The 15,570-nt window shown below is 65.9% G+C and carries 17 protein-coding genes; 7 read left to right on the forward strand and 10 right to left on the reverse strand.

Translation table 11 applies throughout. The features are described 5' to 3' along the window. Window positions 1-10: 10 nt before the first annotated feature. Window positions 11-1,579 (reverse strand): xanthine dehydrogenase small subunit, encoded by a 1,569-nt coding sequence (gene xdhA, locus LDO41_RS17825; RefSeq protein ID WP_223990598.1) that lies wholly within the window; start codon window positions 1,577-1,579, stop codon window positions 11-13. A gap of 272 nt (window positions 1,580-1,851) precedes the next feature. On the opposite strand from xdhA, the gene LDO41_RS17830 reads away from it, so the two are divergent. Genes LDO41_RS17830 through LDO41_RS17850 form a run of 5 tightly spaced genes read left to right on the forward strand, consistent with a single transcriptional unit; the run spans window position 1,852 to window position 7,043 of the window. After that, a complete protein-coding gene (locus tag LDO41_RS17830; protein WP_223990600.1) occupies window positions 1,852-2,799 on the forward strand; it encodes a LysR substrate-binding domain-containing protein in 948 nt (315 codons plus the stop codon). 53 nt (window positions 2,800-2,852) lie between these two features. Next, complete coding sequence (locus LDO41_RS17835) at window positions 2,853-3,443, forward strand: DUF4126 domain-containing protein (RefSeq protein WP_223990602.1); 591 nt, start codon at window positions 2,853-2,855, stop codon at window positions 3,441-3,443. 29 nt (window positions 3,444-3,472) lie between these two features. Next, the gene (locus LDO41_RS17840) at window positions 3,473-6,028 is read left to right on the forward strand and encodes an ABC transporter permease (protein ID WP_223990604.1); all 2,556 of its coding nucleotides are present in this window, start codon (window positions 3,473-3,475) and stop codon (window positions 6,026-6,028) included. Between the two features lie 12 nt (window positions 6,029-6,040). After that, entirely contained in the window at window positions 6,041-6,451 is a 411-nt protein-coding gene (locus LDO41_RS17845; protein ID WP_223990606.1) for a group II truncated hemoglobin, read from the forward strand. 19 nt (window positions 6,452-6,470) lie between these two features. Then, a complete protein-coding gene (locus LDO41_RS17850; RefSeq protein ID WP_223990608.1) occupies window positions 6,471-7,043 on the forward strand; it encodes a DUF924 family protein in 573 nt (190 codons plus the stop codon). Between the two features lie 8 nt (window positions 7,044-7,051). Here LDO41_RS17850 and LDO41_RS17855 read toward each other — a convergent pair whose 3' ends face one another. Beyond that, window positions 7,052-7,390 carry a hypothetical protein gene (locus tag LDO41_RS17855; RefSeq protein WP_223990610.1) on the reverse strand — a complete coding sequence of 113 codons (339 nt, stop codon included), beginning with the start codon at window positions 7,388-7,390 and terminating at the stop codon, window positions 7,052-7,054. A gap of 259 nt (window positions 7,391-7,649) precedes the next feature. On the opposite strand from LDO41_RS17855, the gene LDO41_RS17860 reads away from it, so the two are divergent. Together LDO41_RS17860 and LDO41_RS17865 are read left to right on the forward strand one after the other, a co-directional pair. After that, window positions 7,650-8,363 carry a TetR/AcrR family transcriptional regulator gene (locus tag LDO41_RS17860; RefSeq protein ID WP_223990612.1) on the forward strand — a complete coding sequence of 238 codons (714 nt, stop codon included), beginning with the start codon at window positions 7,650-7,652 and terminating at the stop codon, window positions 8,361-8,363. Beyond that, the gene (locus LDO41_RS17865) at window positions 8,360-8,944 is read left to right on the forward strand and encodes an LOG family protein (protein ID WP_223990614.1); all 585 of its coding nucleotides are present in this window, start codon (window positions 8,360-8,362) and stop codon (window positions 8,942-8,944) included. The genes LDO41_RS17860 and LDO41_RS17865 overlap by 4 nt, the downstream gene beginning before the upstream one ends. A gap of 75 nt (window positions 8,945-9,019) precedes the next feature. On the opposite strand, the gene LDO41_RS17870 is transcribed toward LDO41_RS17865, so the two are convergent. The 8 genes from LDO41_RS17870 to LDO41_RS17905 form a co-directional block, all read right to left on the reverse strand. Continuing rightward, a complete protein-coding gene (locus LDO41_RS17870; RefSeq protein ID WP_223990616.1) occupies window positions 9,020-9,472 on the reverse strand; it encodes a diacylglycerol kinase in 453 nt (150 codons plus the stop codon). Next, window positions 9,429-10,514, reverse strand: coding sequence for a glycosyltransferase family 4 protein (locus tag LDO41_RS17875; protein WP_223990619.1), 1,086 nt, complete (start codon window positions 10,512-10,514; stop codon window positions 9,429-9,431). The genes LDO41_RS17870 and LDO41_RS17875 overlap by 44 nt, the downstream gene beginning before the upstream one ends. Window positions 10,515-10,601: 87 nt before the next feature. Beyond that, window positions 10,602-11,681 carry a UDP-2,3-diacylglucosamine diphosphatase gene (locus LDO41_RS17880; RefSeq protein WP_223990621.1) on the reverse strand — a complete coding sequence of 360 codons (1,080 nt, stop codon included), beginning with the start codon at window positions 11,679-11,681 and terminating at the stop codon, window positions 10,602-10,604. 72 nt (window positions 11,682-11,753) lie between these two features. Next, entirely contained in the window at window positions 11,754-12,776 is a 1,023-nt protein-coding gene (locus tag LDO41_RS17885) for an esterase/lipase family protein (protein ID WP_223990623.1), read from the reverse strand. After that, complete coding sequence (locus LDO41_RS17890) at window positions 12,773-13,327, reverse strand: RDD family protein (protein ID WP_223990625.1); 555 nt, start codon at window positions 13,325-13,327, stop codon at window positions 12,773-12,775. Before LDO41_RS17890 ends, LDO41_RS17885 begins: the two co-directional genes overlap by 4 nt. Window positions 13,328-13,422: 95 nt before the next feature. Continuing rightward, complete coding sequence (locus LDO41_RS17895; RefSeq protein WP_223990626.1) at window positions 13,423-14,265, reverse strand: DUF3106 domain-containing protein; 843 nt, start codon at window positions 14,263-14,265, stop codon at window positions 13,423-13,425. Window positions 14,266-14,267: 2 nt separating this feature from the next. Next, window positions 14,268-14,708 carry a DUF3619 family protein gene (locus LDO41_RS17900; protein ID WP_223990628.1) on the reverse strand — a complete coding sequence of 147 codons (441 nt, stop codon included), beginning with the start codon at window positions 14,706-14,708 and terminating at the stop codon, window positions 14,268-14,270. Beyond that, the gene (locus LDO41_RS17905) at window positions 14,705-15,271 is read right to left on the reverse strand and encodes an RNA polymerase sigma factor (protein WP_223990630.1); all 567 of its coding nucleotides are present in this window, start codon (window positions 15,269-15,271) and stop codon (window positions 14,705-14,707) included. The genes LDO41_RS17900 and LDO41_RS17905 overlap by 4 nt, the downstream gene beginning before the upstream one ends. Window positions 15,272-15,570: the final 299 nt, after the last annotated feature.

Raw genomic sequence — 15,570 nt, forward strand, 5'->3', positions numbered from 1 at the left:
ATCCGTTTCCTCAGGCGCTGGCCACGGCAACCGCCGCGCGCATGGTCGCAGATTCGCCCGCACCGGCGGCGCGTACATTCAAAGCGGCGGCCGGCAAGGCATCGGCGCGCGTTTCCAGCCAGAAGCGATAGAGCAGGTTGGCGGCGCCGCGCGCGCGATACGACGCGGTAGCGCGCATATCGGAGAGCGGCGCGTAGTCGCGGGCGAGCGCGGCCATGCCGGCACGCGCCGTGGCCTCGGTCCAGGGCTGACCGGTCAGGGCCGCTTCCGTCAGCGCGGCGCGCTTCGGCGTGGCGGCCATGCCGCCGAAGGCGATACGCGCACGCGTCACCACACCATCCTCCACATCGATGCCGAATGCCGCGCACACGGCCGAAATATCCTCGTCGAAACGTTTGGACAGCTTGTACGTGCGGAAATGCCCGGGATTTTGCGGATGTCCTTTAACGGGCACGCGCAACGCGGCGACGAATTCACCGGGCACCATCGCGGTCTTCTGATAGGCGAGGTACAGGTCTTCGAGCGGCAGCGTGCGTCGCTGGTCACCAAGCTGCAGCACGACTTCGGCGCCGAGCGCGATCAGCGCGGGCATCGAGTCACCGATCGGCGAACCGTTGGCGATATTGCCGCCCAGCGTGCCGGCATTGCGGATGGGCAGCGAAGCAAAACGTTTCCACAGTTCCTCGAGTTCGGGGTGCGTCGCGGTGAGGGCGGCGTAGCCGTTCTCCAGCGTGACGCCGGCGCCGATCTCGATCATGCCGTCTCGTTCGTCGATCGTCTGCAGGTCTTCCACCTGCCCCACATACAGCAGGTTGCCGAGTTCGCGGAACTGTTTCGTAACCCACAGACCCACGTCGGTGCTGCCCGCGAGAATGCGGATGCCGGGTTCCTCGGCCTTGATGCGGCCGAACTCGGCGGCGGTGCGCGGTGCGTAGAAATGTTGATCGCGCACGGCGTAGTGGAAGGTCTCGCCACGCTTCAGATTGCGCAACGTCTCGGCGATGCGCGCCGGGTCGAGCTTGCCTGCCCGCGGCACCGGCAGTTGCATCATGCGCTGGCCCGCATCGACGATCGGACGATAGCCGGTGCAGCGGCACAGGTTGCCGGTCAGGGCGTCACAGATATCGGTGCGTGTAGGGGCCGACGTTGCCGCAGTGCCATCGCCGGGGTGGCCGTGCGTATGCTGGTGGTAAAGCGCCCACAGCGACATCACGAAGCCGGGCGTGCAGAAGCCGCATTGGGAGCCGTGACATTCGACCATCGCTTCCTGCACCGGGTGCAGCGCGCCATCGGGCTGGCGCAGGTCCTCGACCGTGATCAGGGCCTTGCCGTCGAGGGTGGGCAGGAACTGGATGCACGCGTTGACGGCCTTGAACGCGATCTCGGGTCCGCCGGCGTTGTGCTGGAGCTCGCCGATCACCACCGTGCACGCGCCGCAGTCGCCTTCGGCGCAGCCCTCCTTGGTGCCCGTGCAGCGTGCGTCTTCGCGCAGGTACTGCAGCACCGTGCGGGTCACGGCGGCGTCGGCCACCTCTCTGACCTGGCCGCGGTGATAGAAGCGGATGGTTTGCGTCTCCATGGTTTTCTCTCTTTCGTGGATGGAGCAAACATAGCACTGGGCTTCCCGATGCAATATTCGGCCCAGCTTATAGCGCTCATCAATGCGTGGGCATTCGGTCCGGGCGCGGGGCGTATCCCGGCAGTCCCGAATTGACCTGACAAGCGGGGCGTACATACACTATGCGCCTCTCCGTTCCCTCACGCCAGCCGTGCGGGACCGCGATGTCATGCGGGTTTGCCCGGTTTTTAGCGCCGCTTTTAGCCCGATTGTCACCTTAGCCCCCACCGCTCATGCACGGACGCGACCACCTCGATACCTACCTGCTGCGGGTGCTGCACACGCTGCTTACCGAGCAGAGCGTGACGCGCACCGCGGTGCGCCTCGGCCAGTCGCAACCCGCCATCAGCAACACGCTCAAGCGGCTGCGCGAGATCACCGGCGACGCCATTCTGGTGCGCGGCAAGACCGGCATGGTGCCGACCGAGCGCGGGCGCGAGCTGCTGGCGCTGGCCGAGCAGAGCCTGGCGGCGATGGATCGCATCGCGCGGCCGCCGCAGCAGTTCGACCCCTCCACCACGGGACGCACGTTCCATCTGGGGGCGCCCGACTATCTCGATGCGTTTTTCCTGCCGAATATCGTCGAGCGCGTGCGGCGGCTGGCACCGGGCGCCAAGCTGTTCGTGCATCCGATGACGCAGGCGAGCGATTTTCTCGATGCGCTGGAGCAGGGGCAACTCGATATCGTGGTGGGCAACTGGCTGTCGCCACCCGAGCATCTGCATATCTCGCCGCTGTTCGACGACGAGGTGGTGTGCATGCTTGGCGCCCAGCACCCGCTCGCGCGCAAGGGGCTGTCGCTCAAGCATTACCTCGAGATGCCGCATCTGGCGCCGGCGCCGTATGCGTCGATGCAACGCAGCATGATCGACCAGGCGCTGGCGGAGCAGGGGCTCAAGCGGAATATTCAGGTGACGCTGCCGTATTTCGGGCTGGTGCCCTATGTCCTGATGAAGACCGACATGGTCTTCACCACTGGCCGTCAGTTCGCGGCGCACTACGCGCAATACCTGCCAATCCGCATGGTGCCGTCACCGGTGCCGTTTCCGCGCATGCGCTTCTACCAGCTCTGGCACGAGCGCAGCCATGCTGCGCCAGACGTGATGTGGCTACGCCGCGCCATCGCCGAGGTGGCGGCGGATCTGCCGCAGTTGCCGAAGCTGGAGCCGATTGCCGAGTAACTGCTCACCCGGCTTCCAGTACACTCGACCCATCTGACCGCCGCGAGGACCCCATGCTGGAAACCGCCGCGCTGGCCGCGGGCATGTCCTGGGCCAGCGGATTGCGTCTGTATCTGGCCGTGCTGACCGCCGGCGTGCTTGCCAAGCTGGGCTGGCTACAGCTGCCCGGCGGGCTCGACGTGCTTGCCTCGTGGTGGGTGATCGGCATCGCCGGCGTGCTGGCCGTGGCCGAGTTCGTCGCCGACAAGGTGCCCGGCTTCGATACGGTGTGGGACAGCATCCAGACCTTTATCCGCATTCCGGCCGGCGCGGTGCTCGCCGCCGCGGCGTTTGGCCACATGGACCCGCAGTGGATCGTCGGCGCCGGCCTGATCGGCGGCACGCTGGCCGGTACCGCCCACGCGGCCAAGGCCGGCACGCGCGCGCTGATCAACGTCTCACCGGAACCTTTTTCCAACTGGCTGGCCTCTTTCACGGAGGACATTACCGCCGCGGGGGGATTGCTGCTGGCATTCTTCCTGCCTGTGGTGTTCTTCGTGCTGCTGGCCGTCTTCCTGATCGTCGCGATCTGGCTGATCCCGAAACTCTGGCGCGGCATGCGCCGCCTGCATGCGAGCCTGCGCGGCCCGCGCGCGCCCGACTGACCCCGACTGACCGATACCGACTGCAACCGATGTCAAACGCTTCTGCTCGTTTCTCCCCGTGGCATCAGGCCCTGCGCATGGCGCGTCGTGACTGGCTGGCCGGCGAACTGACCCTGCTGCTGTTCGCGCTCGTGCTGGCGGTGGCCGCGCTGACCAGTGTCGGCTTTCTGGCCGACCGCATGCGGCTAGGGCTGGAGCGCGACGCGCGCCAGATGATCGCCGCCGACGTGCTGCTGATCTCGGACCAGCCCTTTGTGCCCGCGTTCCTCGAGCGCGCCGCGGCGAGCGGCCTGCAAACGGCGCAGACGGTAACGTTCCCAAGCATGGCCACGGCGCGCCCTGTAGGCAGCACCACCGCCAGCGGCGAAGCCGCAAGCCAGCTTGCCGCGCTCAAGGCGGTCAGCGACGGCTATCCGCTGCGCGGACGCCTTAAGGTCACTACCGCGCCGGACGGCGCCGAGCAGGACGCGCAGGGCATTCCCGCGCCGGGCACCGTGTGGGCGGACGAGGCGCTGCTGACCGCGCTCAACCTGCGCGTGGGTGACAGCCTGCAGCTCGGCAACAAGACCTTCCGCATCGACCGCCTGATCACGCAGGAACTCGACCGCGGCGCGGGCTTCATGAACTTTGCGCCGCGCGTGATGCTGCCGCTTACGGACCTCGACGCCACCGGCCTGATCGGCTGGGGCAGCCGCGTGACCTACCGCCTGCTGGTGGCCGGCCCGGATGCCGCGGGAGCCGCCTATGCCAAATGGGCACAGGCCGAGATCGAGACTCGCCACCTGCGCAATACGCGCGTGGAATCGCTCGAATCGGGCCAGCCGCAGATGCGCCAGACGCTCGACCGCGCTGAACGCTTCCTGTCGCTGGTAGCCGTGCTGTCGGCGATGATCGCCGCCGTGGCGATTGCGATGTCCGCGCGCCGCTACATGCAGCGCCATACCGACGCCTGCGCGGTCTACAAGTGCATGGGGCTCTCGCGCGCGCAGATCCTGACCGCATTCGGCATCGAGTTCCTGCTGCTTGGCGTGGCGGGCGCGGTGCTCGGCGTGCTGCTCGGCTACCTCGCGCATTACGGGCTGCTGCTGTCGCTGGGCGGATTGCTGCAGGTCTCGCTGCCGCAACCGTCTCTGCTGCCCGCGGCGGTGGGTGTGGCCGCCGGCCTCGTGCTGCTGGTGGGCTTCGCACTGCCGCCGCTGCTCGCGCTCACGCGCATCGCGCCGCTGCGTGTGCTTCGTCGCGATATCGGCACGCCGCCGATCTCGGCGTGGATCGCCTATGCGCTCGGCCTGGGCGCATTTATCGCACTGCTGCTGGTGGCGGCGCGCGACCTCAAGCTCGGCATCACCACCGCGGGCGGGTTCGTTGGCGCGGGCGCATTGTTTGCCGTGCTCGCGCTCGGCATGCTGACCGTACTGTCCAGGGCGATGCGCGGCCGCGCGCGTGGCAGCGTGGGCTGGCGCTTCGCGCTGGCCGTGCTCGAACGGCGCCGCTCGGTCACCGCGCTGCAGACCGTCGCGCTGGCCATCGGCCTGATGGCGCTGCTGCTGCTCGGCATGACGCGCAACGACCTGATCGACTCGTGGCGCAATGCCACGCCGGCCGATGCCCCCAATCGTTTCATCATCAACATCCAGCCGGATCAGCGCGATCCGCTGCGCGCGATGCTGGAACGCAATGGCATTGAAGACCTGCTATATCCGATGGTGCGCGGCCGCCTGACGCATATCGACGAACGCCCGATCCGCGCCGATAGCTACCCTGACGGCCGCGCGCGCAATCTGGTCGAACGCGAGTTCAACCTGTCCTATACCGATGCGTTGCCCGCAGGCAACCAGATCGTCGGTGGACAATGGGTGAACGGTGGCGACGCCAAGGCCGGCGCATCGGTGGAGGAGGGCATTGCCAAGACGCTGCATATCAAGCTCGGCGATACGCTGCGCTTCGACATCGCGGGGCAAACCGTCGAGGCCCCGGTCACCTCGCTGCGCAAGCTCGACTGGAGCTCGATGCGTGTCAATTTCTTCGTGATCCTGCCGACCACGCAGATGCGCGACCTGCCGGCGACCTACATCACCGCGTTCCACCTGCCAACCGCCAAGTCCACGCTCGGCAACCAGCTGACCGCGACGTTTCCGAACATCACCGTGGTCAACACCGACCTGATCCTGCGGCAGGTGCAGGACGTGCTCGACCAGGTCATTGCGGCAGTCGAGTTCCTGTTCATCTTTACGCTGCTGGCCGGCGTCACGGTGCTGTATGCGGCACTGTCGGGCGCGCGCGACGAACGCAAGCGCGACGCGGGATTGCTCAAGGCGCTCGGCGCCAGCGCGTCGCTGGTGCGCCAGACGCAATACGCCGAATTCCTTGTGGTGGGCGGGCTGGCGGGTTTTCTTGCGAGCCTCGGCGCGATCGCGGTCGGCTGGGGATTGTCGCAATTCGTGTTCGACTTCCCGTATCGCTTCAATGTCTGGATCGTGCCGGTCGGCGTGGTTTCTGGCATGCTGTGCGCCTTTGCCGGCGGCTGGCTCGGATTGCGCGAGGTGCTGCGGCAGCCCGCACTGGCCACGCTGCGCGATGCCTGACCTGAAATTTTCATGACCGAACAGAACAATACCCCCACCGAAGACACCACCGCCTACGCACTGGTAGGCGGCGAGGCGAAAGTGCGCGAACTCGTCGATCGGTTCTATGACCTCATGGACCTCGAAGACCAGTTCAAGGGCCTGCGCGCATTGCATCCCACCACGCTCGAAGGTTCGCGCGACAAGCTGTTCATGTTCCTCTCGGGCTGGCTCGGCGGCCCGAGTCTCTACATCGAACGCTACGGCCACCCGCGCCTGCGCGCGCGTCACCTGCCATTCGAGATCGGCATCAGCGAGCGCGATCAGTGGATGCGCTGCATGTCGATGGCGATGGAAGACGTTGGCCTGTCCGAGGATCTGCGCCTGCGGCTGATGCAGGCGTTCTTCGAGACCGCGGACTGGATGCGCAACGTCGCGCGCTGATTTGAATCCGCGTCCGATCATGCCGCCTGACGCGCAGCGCCTGCTCGACTTCTGGTTCGATGTGCCGGGCGGCCCTGCGTGGAATACCTATCGCCGCGCATGGTTCAAGAAGGATGCCGCGTTCGACGCGGCCGTGCGCGAAGCGCTGCTGCCCATGTGGCAGGCAGATTGCGGCCCCGACGACTGGTCCGTCACGCCCGAAGGGGCCTGCGCCCGTATCGTGCTGCTCGATCAGATACCTCGCAACGCGTTCCGCGGCGACCCGCGCGCCTTCGCTACCGATGCGGCGGCGCTCGCCCTGACGCGTCGCATGCTCGCGCTAGGCTGGGATCGTCAGCTACCCACGCCGCAGCACCGCATGTTCTGCTACATGCCGCTACAGCACGTGGAGGACCTCGACGCCCAGCACGAGTCCGTACGTCAGCTCCAGGCCCTGCGCGACGAAACCGGGCTGGACACGGTGTACTGGGCCGAAAAGCACCGCGACGTCATCGCGCGCTTCGGCCGCTTTCCTCATCGCAATGCCGTGCTCGGGCGCCTCAGCACCGACGAGGAGATTGCGTTCCTGAAAGAGCCCGGCTCTTCATTCTGAACGGTCCGCTACAGATACGTGACGGTGATCGTCACGGCGTTGTCGCGCGAAGTCGTCATCACCGTCACGTCGTACGCCCGCCGCACGATCCGATCGCTGGCGCGTGCATCGCCCGATTTGGATTCCGGCACAAGCGCTCCCCCGACCGCGCTCAATGCGACGCGCGCACCGGCATCGCACTCGAGCATGACCTGCACGTTGCGGTTGCTTTCGGACGCGTCCGAATTTTTCGCGGCCGGAACCTGCACCGCGCAAGCGGCAGGATGAATCGTGCCCCGGACCCGCAGACTCACCGCATCCTGCGCCAGCGCCGCCACACTGGCGGACGACAGTAATGCGACAGACAAGATTCTCGTAGTTCGCAGCGTCATGATGAAGAAGTGAGTTCCAGTGAAGTGGTCAGAATTTTCTGGGGTGCTCTCAGATATCGAGCACGCAGTATAGGCAGTGAAACAGCCGGCGAAATCACAACGCGCGAAAACGCTTCACTTTCGTAATTCTCCGATGCGGAGGCCGATTTGTATCCGCCCGGTCACCTGAGGATTCTGTTTGCTTATAATTCGAGACCGGCCCCACCGGCCAAATCGTCAGGATCGTCCGCCACCCATGGAAGCCAAGCCCCAGACTGGTCCGCGTCGTACGCGCGACCGCATCCTCGATGTCTCGCTGCGACTATTCAACGAGCTTGGGGAGCCCAACGTCACGACGACGACCATTGCGGAGGCCATGGAGATCAGTCCGGGCAATCTCTACTATCACTTCCGCAACAAGGACGACATCATCAACTCGATCTTCGTGCGCTTCGAGCAGGAGATGGAGCGGCGCCTGAAGATGCCGGCGGACCACAAGGCCACGCTGGGTGAGAGCTGGGGTTACCTGCAGTACATGTCGGAGTTCCTGTGGAACTACCGTTTCCTGTATCGCGACATCAACGATCTGCTGGCGCGCAACCGCATGCTGGAGACGAACTTCAAGCGTATCGTCGATCAGAAGAAGCGCTTCGCGTTCGAGATCTGTCGGCAGTTCCAGGAAGACGGCGATATGGAGGCCACACCAGAGCAAGTGGAGGCCGTGTGTACCAACATGGTCGTGATCGCCACCTACTGGCTGTCGTTCCAGTTCGTGCAGCATCCGCGCCAGTACAACGATGCCGAGCAGATCCGTGGGTATCTGCATGGCTCCAGTTATCACATCTTCTCGATCCTCTCGCCGTACCTGCGTGGCAAGGCGCGCGAGGCGTTCGACCAGCTTGCGCGTGAGTACGCGGAGAGCAAGGCACAGCTCGAGAAAGCACAGGCAGCAAGGGAAGCGAGAAAATGAAAGCGGTTTGCGTCTATTGCGGGTCCAGTCCCGGTTTCCGCGCGGAGTACGCGCAAGGCGCGCGCGAGCTTGGCCGCGCGCTGGTCGAGCGCAACATGTCGCTGGTCTACGGTGGCGGCAAGGTCGGGCTGATGGGCATCGTCGCGGATAGCGTGCTCGAGCACGGCGGTACCGCGATCGGCGTGATTCCCGACGCGCTGATGCAGAAGGAAGTCGGCCATCGTGGCCTGACCGAGCTGCATGTCGTGCGCAATATGCACGAGCGCAAGCAGATGATGGCCGATCGCGCCGATGCGTTCATCGCGATGCCGGGCGGCGTGGGCACGTTCGAAGAACTGTTCGAAACGTTCACGTGGCTGCAACTCGGGTATCACGACAAACCGGTGGGCCTGCTCAATGTCGCTAGTTTCTACGATCGCATGATCGACTTCCTGACCCACGCGGTCGATGAAGGCTTTCTGAAGCGCATCCACGCCGATCTGCTGCATGTGGCCGACACGCCCGACGCGCTACTCGGCAAGCTTGCGGCCGCGCCGCGCGTGGTGGTCGACAAGTGGCAGCAGGGGCGCGAGCAGACCTGAACGGCCCTGGCCGGCGCCCGCCGCCATCAAGGTTCAGACCAGTCGCCTCAAACCAGTCGCCTCAAACCAGTCGCCTCAAACCAGTCGCATCACCCAGTGCCACACGATCGGCCCGCCAATTGCCAGCCACGTGCCGAGGCATAGCACCAGCGCGAGCATCACGGCTGCGCTGCCGAAGTCCTTGGCACGCTTCGACAGGCTGTGCCGCTCGAGTGAGATGCGGTCCACGGCCGCTTCCACGCTCGAGTTGAGCAACTCCACGATCAGCACCAGCGTCAGCGTGCCCAGCAGCAGCACGCGCTCCACCACACTGACCGGCAGCACGAACGCGCACGGCGCGAAGATCACGAACAGCGTCAGTTCCTGGCGGAAGGCGCTTTCCTCGAGCACCGCATACCGCAACCCCGACACCGAATTGATGGCCGCATACCAGGCACGGGTAAGCCCGCGATTGCCCTTGTGCGGATTTTGCTCGATCGAGTAATCACTCTCCGGCTCGGTGGGTAGCGGCAGATGCGGCTTTGACATGGTCGGGCGGAGTGGTGACGTTGTGGGCGCCCGCCACATTGGCGGTCGGCAGGGGACGCAGATGCGCGAGGAACTGCTCGGACGCCGCGCGCCACGAGAAGCGCTCGGCATGCGCGCGCGCGGTGGCGCGGTCGATGCGCAACGCTTCCAGACACGCTTCGCGCAGGTCTTCGTGCATCACGCCGGCGGGGCTGTCGCCGAGCACGTCGATCGGGCCCGTGACCGGATAGGCTGCCACGGGCAGGCCGCTGGCAAGCGCTTCCAGCAGGACCAGACCAAAGGTATCGGTGCGGCTTGGAAACACGAACACATCCGCTGAAGCATAGACCTTGGCGAGCTCGGGCTGCTTCAGCACGCCAAGATAATTCACGTTGGGATAGCGCGACTTCAGGCCGGCCAGCGCCGGGCCATCGCCCACCACCCATTTCGTGCCGGGGAGGTCGAGTTGCAGGAAGACCTCGACGTTCTTCTCCACGGCGACGCGGCCGACGTACAGAAAGATCGGATGCGCGGTGTTGAGGACGTTGGCGCGCTCGGGTGTAAAGACGTCGAGGTCCACGCCGCGCGTCCACAGCACGCCGTTGGTGATGCCATAGCGGCGCAGATCGTCGAGCACGACTGGCGTGGGGGCCATGACCGCGCGTGCCGAGCCGTGGAACCAGTGCAGGAAGCGATAGGTCCAGGCGAGCGGAATCGCAAAGCGCGCCTGCACGTACTCGGGAAAGCGCGTGTGATACGCGGTGGTGAAAGGCAGATCATGGCGCAGCGCATGACGGCGCGCGGCCAGACCGAGGGGGCCTTCCGTGGCGATATGCAGCGCGTCGGGGCGGAACGCCTCGATGCGCTGCCGCACCTTGCCGCCCGGGAACAGCGAGAGGCGGATCTCCGGGTAGGTGGGGCACGGAACGGTCTTGAATTCGAGTGGCGTCAGCAGATCCACCGTATGGCCCATGGCCTCGAGTTCGCGGCGCGTGGACTTGAGCGTGCGAACCACGCCGTTGACCTGGGGTTCCCAGGCGTCGGTGACGATCAGGATTTTCATCGAAGCTCCTCTGTCTCTTGGTGGCGTGTTGCAGTGTCGACCGGGGCAGCGATCGGAAAAAATTCAGCCGGCCACAGCAGTGGCAAATCAGCCGGCCACGGCGGTGGCGGCGGGGGCGCGACGACGCCGGCCGAGGCGCGAGACCGGCGGCGCGGGGGGGTCGAGCAACGTGGTCCAGTAGACGATGCGCAGTTCGCCTTCCATGGTTTCGACCAGCGCCGACAGGCTTTCCACCCAGTCGCCGTCGTTGCAGTAGAGCTGGCCATCCACCTCGCGGATCTCGGCCTTGTGGATATGGCCGCAGACCACGCCATCGCAGCCGCGGCGGCGCGCTTCGTCGACCATCGCGTGCTCGAACGAGTTGATGTAGCTGACCGCGTTCTTCACCTGATGCTTGAGGTATTGCGAGAGCGACCAGTAATCGAAACCGAGCCGCGTGCGCACGCGATTGAAGTGGCGGTTCACCGCGAGAATCAGCGTGTAGAGCGAGTCGCCGAGGTATGCGAGCCAGCGCGCGTGCTGCACCACGCCGTCGAACAGGTCGCCATGCACGACCCACAGGCGGCGGCCGGTGGCCGTGACGTGGATCGCATCCTCGCGCACCACGATATCGCCGAAGGCCATACCGTCGAACTGTCGCGCCACTTCGTCGTGATTGCCAGGCACGAAGATGACCTCGGTACCCTTGCGCGCCTTGCGCAGCAGCTTCTGCACCACGTCGTTGTGGCTCTGCGGCCAGTACCAGCCGCGCTTCAGTTGCCAGCCATCGATGATGTCGCCGACCAGATAGAGCTGGTCCGATTCGTTGTGCTTGAGGAAGTCCAGCAGGTACGTGGCCTGACAACCGGCTGTCCCGAGGTGGATATCCGAGATCCAGATCGCACGGTAGCGATGGGTCGGCGAGCCGGAGGCGGTATCGGGCAGATCGTCATCGGTGTCGTCGCGCCCGGTGCTCACCGCGGGTACCGATGGCGGGTTGGACGAACTGTGTGGCGAATGATGAGGCGGGGAGGATGGGGGCGATGAGGACGGAGGCGCGAATGCCGGCGCGGAGGGCATATATGCCGCCAGTACGGCGGTCAGCGGAAGCGTTGCTTCACCCTTGCCAAGCAGGCGCTGCGCGATGTGCGACAGACACCCACGGACGGATCGGATTGCTTGAACCATGTCGGCCCCGGTATCGGCGATGCGTGCATTGGGCCTGCGCCGCATGACGGTACCGTGACGGAAACATGAATGTCACATGAATGTGTGCCGCTCTTCGGGCGCCAGATCGCGCGTGCGCGCGGTCAGTAGTTCGAGCGCCGCGAGCGTGGCGGCGATCGCATCCGGATGCCGCAGCAGCGAAACATGCCCAATGCCCTGGAGCGGCACATGGCGCGCGCCATCGAGATAGGAGGTGCCAGCCGGGCCGGCAATGGAATCGTGCCAGCTGAAAATCGACACGATGCGCGCGCGCTGCGCGGTGGTTTCCGCGTCGGCGAGCGCGCGCAGCCATGGGCTGAGCCAGCGCATCTGGCGCGCGTTGTGGCCGCTGCCATGGCGCGCGAGCACGCAGCCGTGATGGGGGCTGCCGAGCGTCACGATGCCGCCGCAGGGGGCCTCGGTACCGGTGGTGCGCATCGCCTGCACCTGCGCCGCGCGTGCCGCGAGGCCGCCCATGCTGTGGCACACGAGCAGCGGGGGAGTGCCCGTGCGCGCCGCAATCTCGCGCATGCGTGCGAGCAGCGGCGCCGCGTAGTCGTCGATATCGCCGAGCACCGGCTCGAGGTCGATCGCCTCGCAGCGATGGCCGGCGGCCGCGAGATGCGGCGCCATGTCGAGCCAGACCGCGTGGTTGCAGCCGTAGCCATGCACGAGCAGCACGGTGGGTGCATCCGGGCGCGGCGTGGCCGGGGCCGCGAGCTTCAGCCGGGAGCGGAACGGCTGCAGCCAGTTGAACATGCGGAACACGACGATGCACTCGCCGAGGTAGCAGCGGAGTGCGCGACGAAATCCGAGCGGGGCGGGGCGCATGCCAGCAGGCAACAATGCGAATCGGTCGTGCGGCGGTACACCGACGCCATTGAGCGTGATAGCGAAGGCGAGGGCCACCGAGACACCGAACAGCAGCAGCGCGATCGCCGCGCCAATGACGAGCGCGAGTGGCCACGACCACGCGGCGAACGCCGCAATCGACTTGAGCGCCCACGCCACGCCAACCGCGGCGGTGACCTGCACCGCCACCGCGACACGCCGCAGGGCCGCCGCCGACAGGCTCATTTGCTGCTGGCGGCGTTGGTGGCGCTGGGCGGCCGCAGATCGATCAACCGCGTGCGCGCCAGACGATCGTGCAGGAACTGCCGCCGCGGGTCGAGCCACGCGAGCATGACCCAGATCAGCAATGCACCGACGAGAACGGCGACGAAGGGGCCTTTGACGAGCCCCAGTGCGTGGCCCACGGCCACGGCAGGCGGCAGCCACAACCACGCCAGCAGAAAGCGCAGGACCGCGCGCGGCCAGCGCACGCGGCCACCGTCGAGGGTTTCCAGCCGGATGCGCCAGGTCTGCATGGCAAGCGTCTGGCCATTGCGCTGCCAGAACCAGGCGAAGTACACGCCCATCACCAGGAAGCTCCACACCTGCGCCACGTACATGCTGTTCGCGCCGAGCTGCCGCAGCGCGGGCTGTGCGAGCACGTACACCGCGGTGGAGGCCATCAGCACACCGAACAGCAGCACGCCCTCATAGAGCATGCACGTCAGACGCCGCCGCAGCGTGGGCGCGCGGACCGGATCGGGGGCAGAAACGTAGGCGGTAGTAGTGGCAGACATCGCGCGCGGCCAAAGACCATGGAAACGGCCATTATGCCAAAGCCGCCACAGACGACCGAGCGGGTTTGCCCGCAATGTCGTCTGCGAAAGCGCTATCAGCGATTTTCGGCAGGCGCCGCGATCGGGAAGTCAGTGGAGGCTTCGCCGGTGACCGGCGGTGCCAGCGGCGCCGCGGCGGGCTGCGATGCGGTAGGGAGAGCGGGTGTGGCAGCCACAGGGGCAGAAGCGGCAGAAGCGGCCGCGGAAGCCACGGGTGCCGAAGCGGCTGCGGCGGGCGCGGCCGCCACTGCCGGCACCGATGCCGCCGCCTGCGCGGCAGGCGTACTGGCCGCAGCCTTGCTGGTATGCGGCTGATGCGTGCCACCCGTCGGCACCGTCGGCAGCTTCTTGCCCGAAGGCAGCGCGCTTACGGCACCCGGACGGCGCGGTACCTTCTCGGCAGCCGCGAGGTTTTTCTTCTGTTCTTCAGGCAGCTGCTGATAGCGATTCCACGCTTCGGTCTTCGCCTCGGGCGTCAGCGAGCGCGTGATCTGGTAGTTCTCGCGCGCCAGGCGACGCTGTTGCGGCGTCATCTGGACCCATTCCGCCATGCGCGCCTGCAGGCGTGCCTGCTCGTCGGCCGAATATTTCGGATACTGGTCGGCAATCCGCACCCACTTGTGCCGATTCAGTTCGGGGATCGTGTTCCAGAGCGGTTCGAGCGGCGCGAGAATGCGCTGGTGCGCGGGAGAAAGCTCCCGCCACGTCGGATGCGCATTGATGACCGGACCGGCCTGCGGCACCGAAGCCGCGCCGGTTTGTCCCTGCGCCTGCACCAGCGGCGCCGCGAACAACGCGACCCCGCCCGCCAGCGCAAGTGCGGACAGGCCCAGCCGCGCAGCCCGAGCCCATCCAGGCCGGCCGCTCGAAGCGTCGGAGAGTTCGAACGCGCGCGCCATCCCTATTGCCCGCGCTTGAGGTACACGTGGAACCCCTGGTCGGCGTAGGCAGTCGGCGGCAGATCGTCGAGCAGCATGGCGGCGTCCACATCCGCGAGTTCCTCCACCCGCTTCTGTTTCTGCCACTCGTAGATGCCACTCAGCCCGGCCACGAGCGCGATCAGCAGCCACACCAGCGCAAGGCGGCGCAGCCAGGAGCCAGCGCCATGCGCCGGTCTGTCGTGATCGGTATCTTCGAGGTTGTAGAGCGACGGTACACCGGCGGCCGCCAATTGCGGTACGCGCACCGGTGCTTCGGCCTTTTTGCGGGCAACGGCCATGCGCCGCGCGGCGGAGAGCCGTTCGGCGATGTCGGCCGGCACCGCATCCGCCGATGCGTCGAGCATGGTGCGGATGTCGCGGGCAAGGCGGCGTTCGAGAATTTGTTTGTCGTTTCGGCTCATAGTCGGACCCCACGCGCGCGCAGTGCCTGCGCCAGGGTATGCGTTGCACGGGAACAGTGCGTCTTCACACTACCTTCGGAACAACCCATCGCGGCAGCGGTTTCGGCAACATCCATGTCCTCCCAGTAACGCATCAAAAAGGCTTCGCGTTGACGCGTTGGAAGACGTTGGATCTCCTGTTCGATGATATGCATGACTTGCGCCCGCTCGACCTTGTCGGCGCTGCTCTCCGCGGATTGCGATCCGGCCTGCGCTTCCAGTGTGTCGAGTAAGTCATTATCGTCGCCGTCGCGGTCGTCGCGCAGCGACGAGAACAGCGTGACCCACGTGTTGCGGACCTTCTGGCGGCGGAAATAGTCGTGCACCGTGTTCTGCAGAATTCTCTGGAACAGCGGCGGCAATTCGGCCGCGGACTTGTCGCCGTACTTCTCGGCGAGCTTGATCATCGCGTCCTGCACGATATCGAGTGCGGCCTCATCGTCCCGCACCGCAAACACGGCCTGCTTGAATGCCCGCCGCTCTACGCTGGCGAGAAAATCGGAGAGTTCCTGGTCGGTGGCCATGCAGGCGAATTGCGGACGGAAATTGCGGGATGGACGGCGCCAGATGAAGGGAAGTGCAGCATACGACCTGCGACACCTCGGAATTGTCTGCGATGCTAGCAAAAAACACGCAACTCTGACCACTCCTGTCTTGCGATGCAGACATGCGCTTTCAAGACTGCACGGCGCAAATGGCCGCAAACGGGGTCTCCGCCAGAAGACCGTAGACCGCGCTGGTGCATTGCAGTATCATCCGCGGTTCACACGACATCAGTGGTTGGTCTCATTTGACCGCTTAAAAGGCGGTCTTCCATGCAGAC

The organism is Cupriavidus pampae (assembly GCF_914271485.1).
In the GTDB taxonomy this organism is placed as follows: domain Bacteria; phylum Pseudomonadota; class Gammaproteobacteria; order Burkholderiales; family Burkholderiaceae; genus Cupriavidus; species Cupriavidus pampae.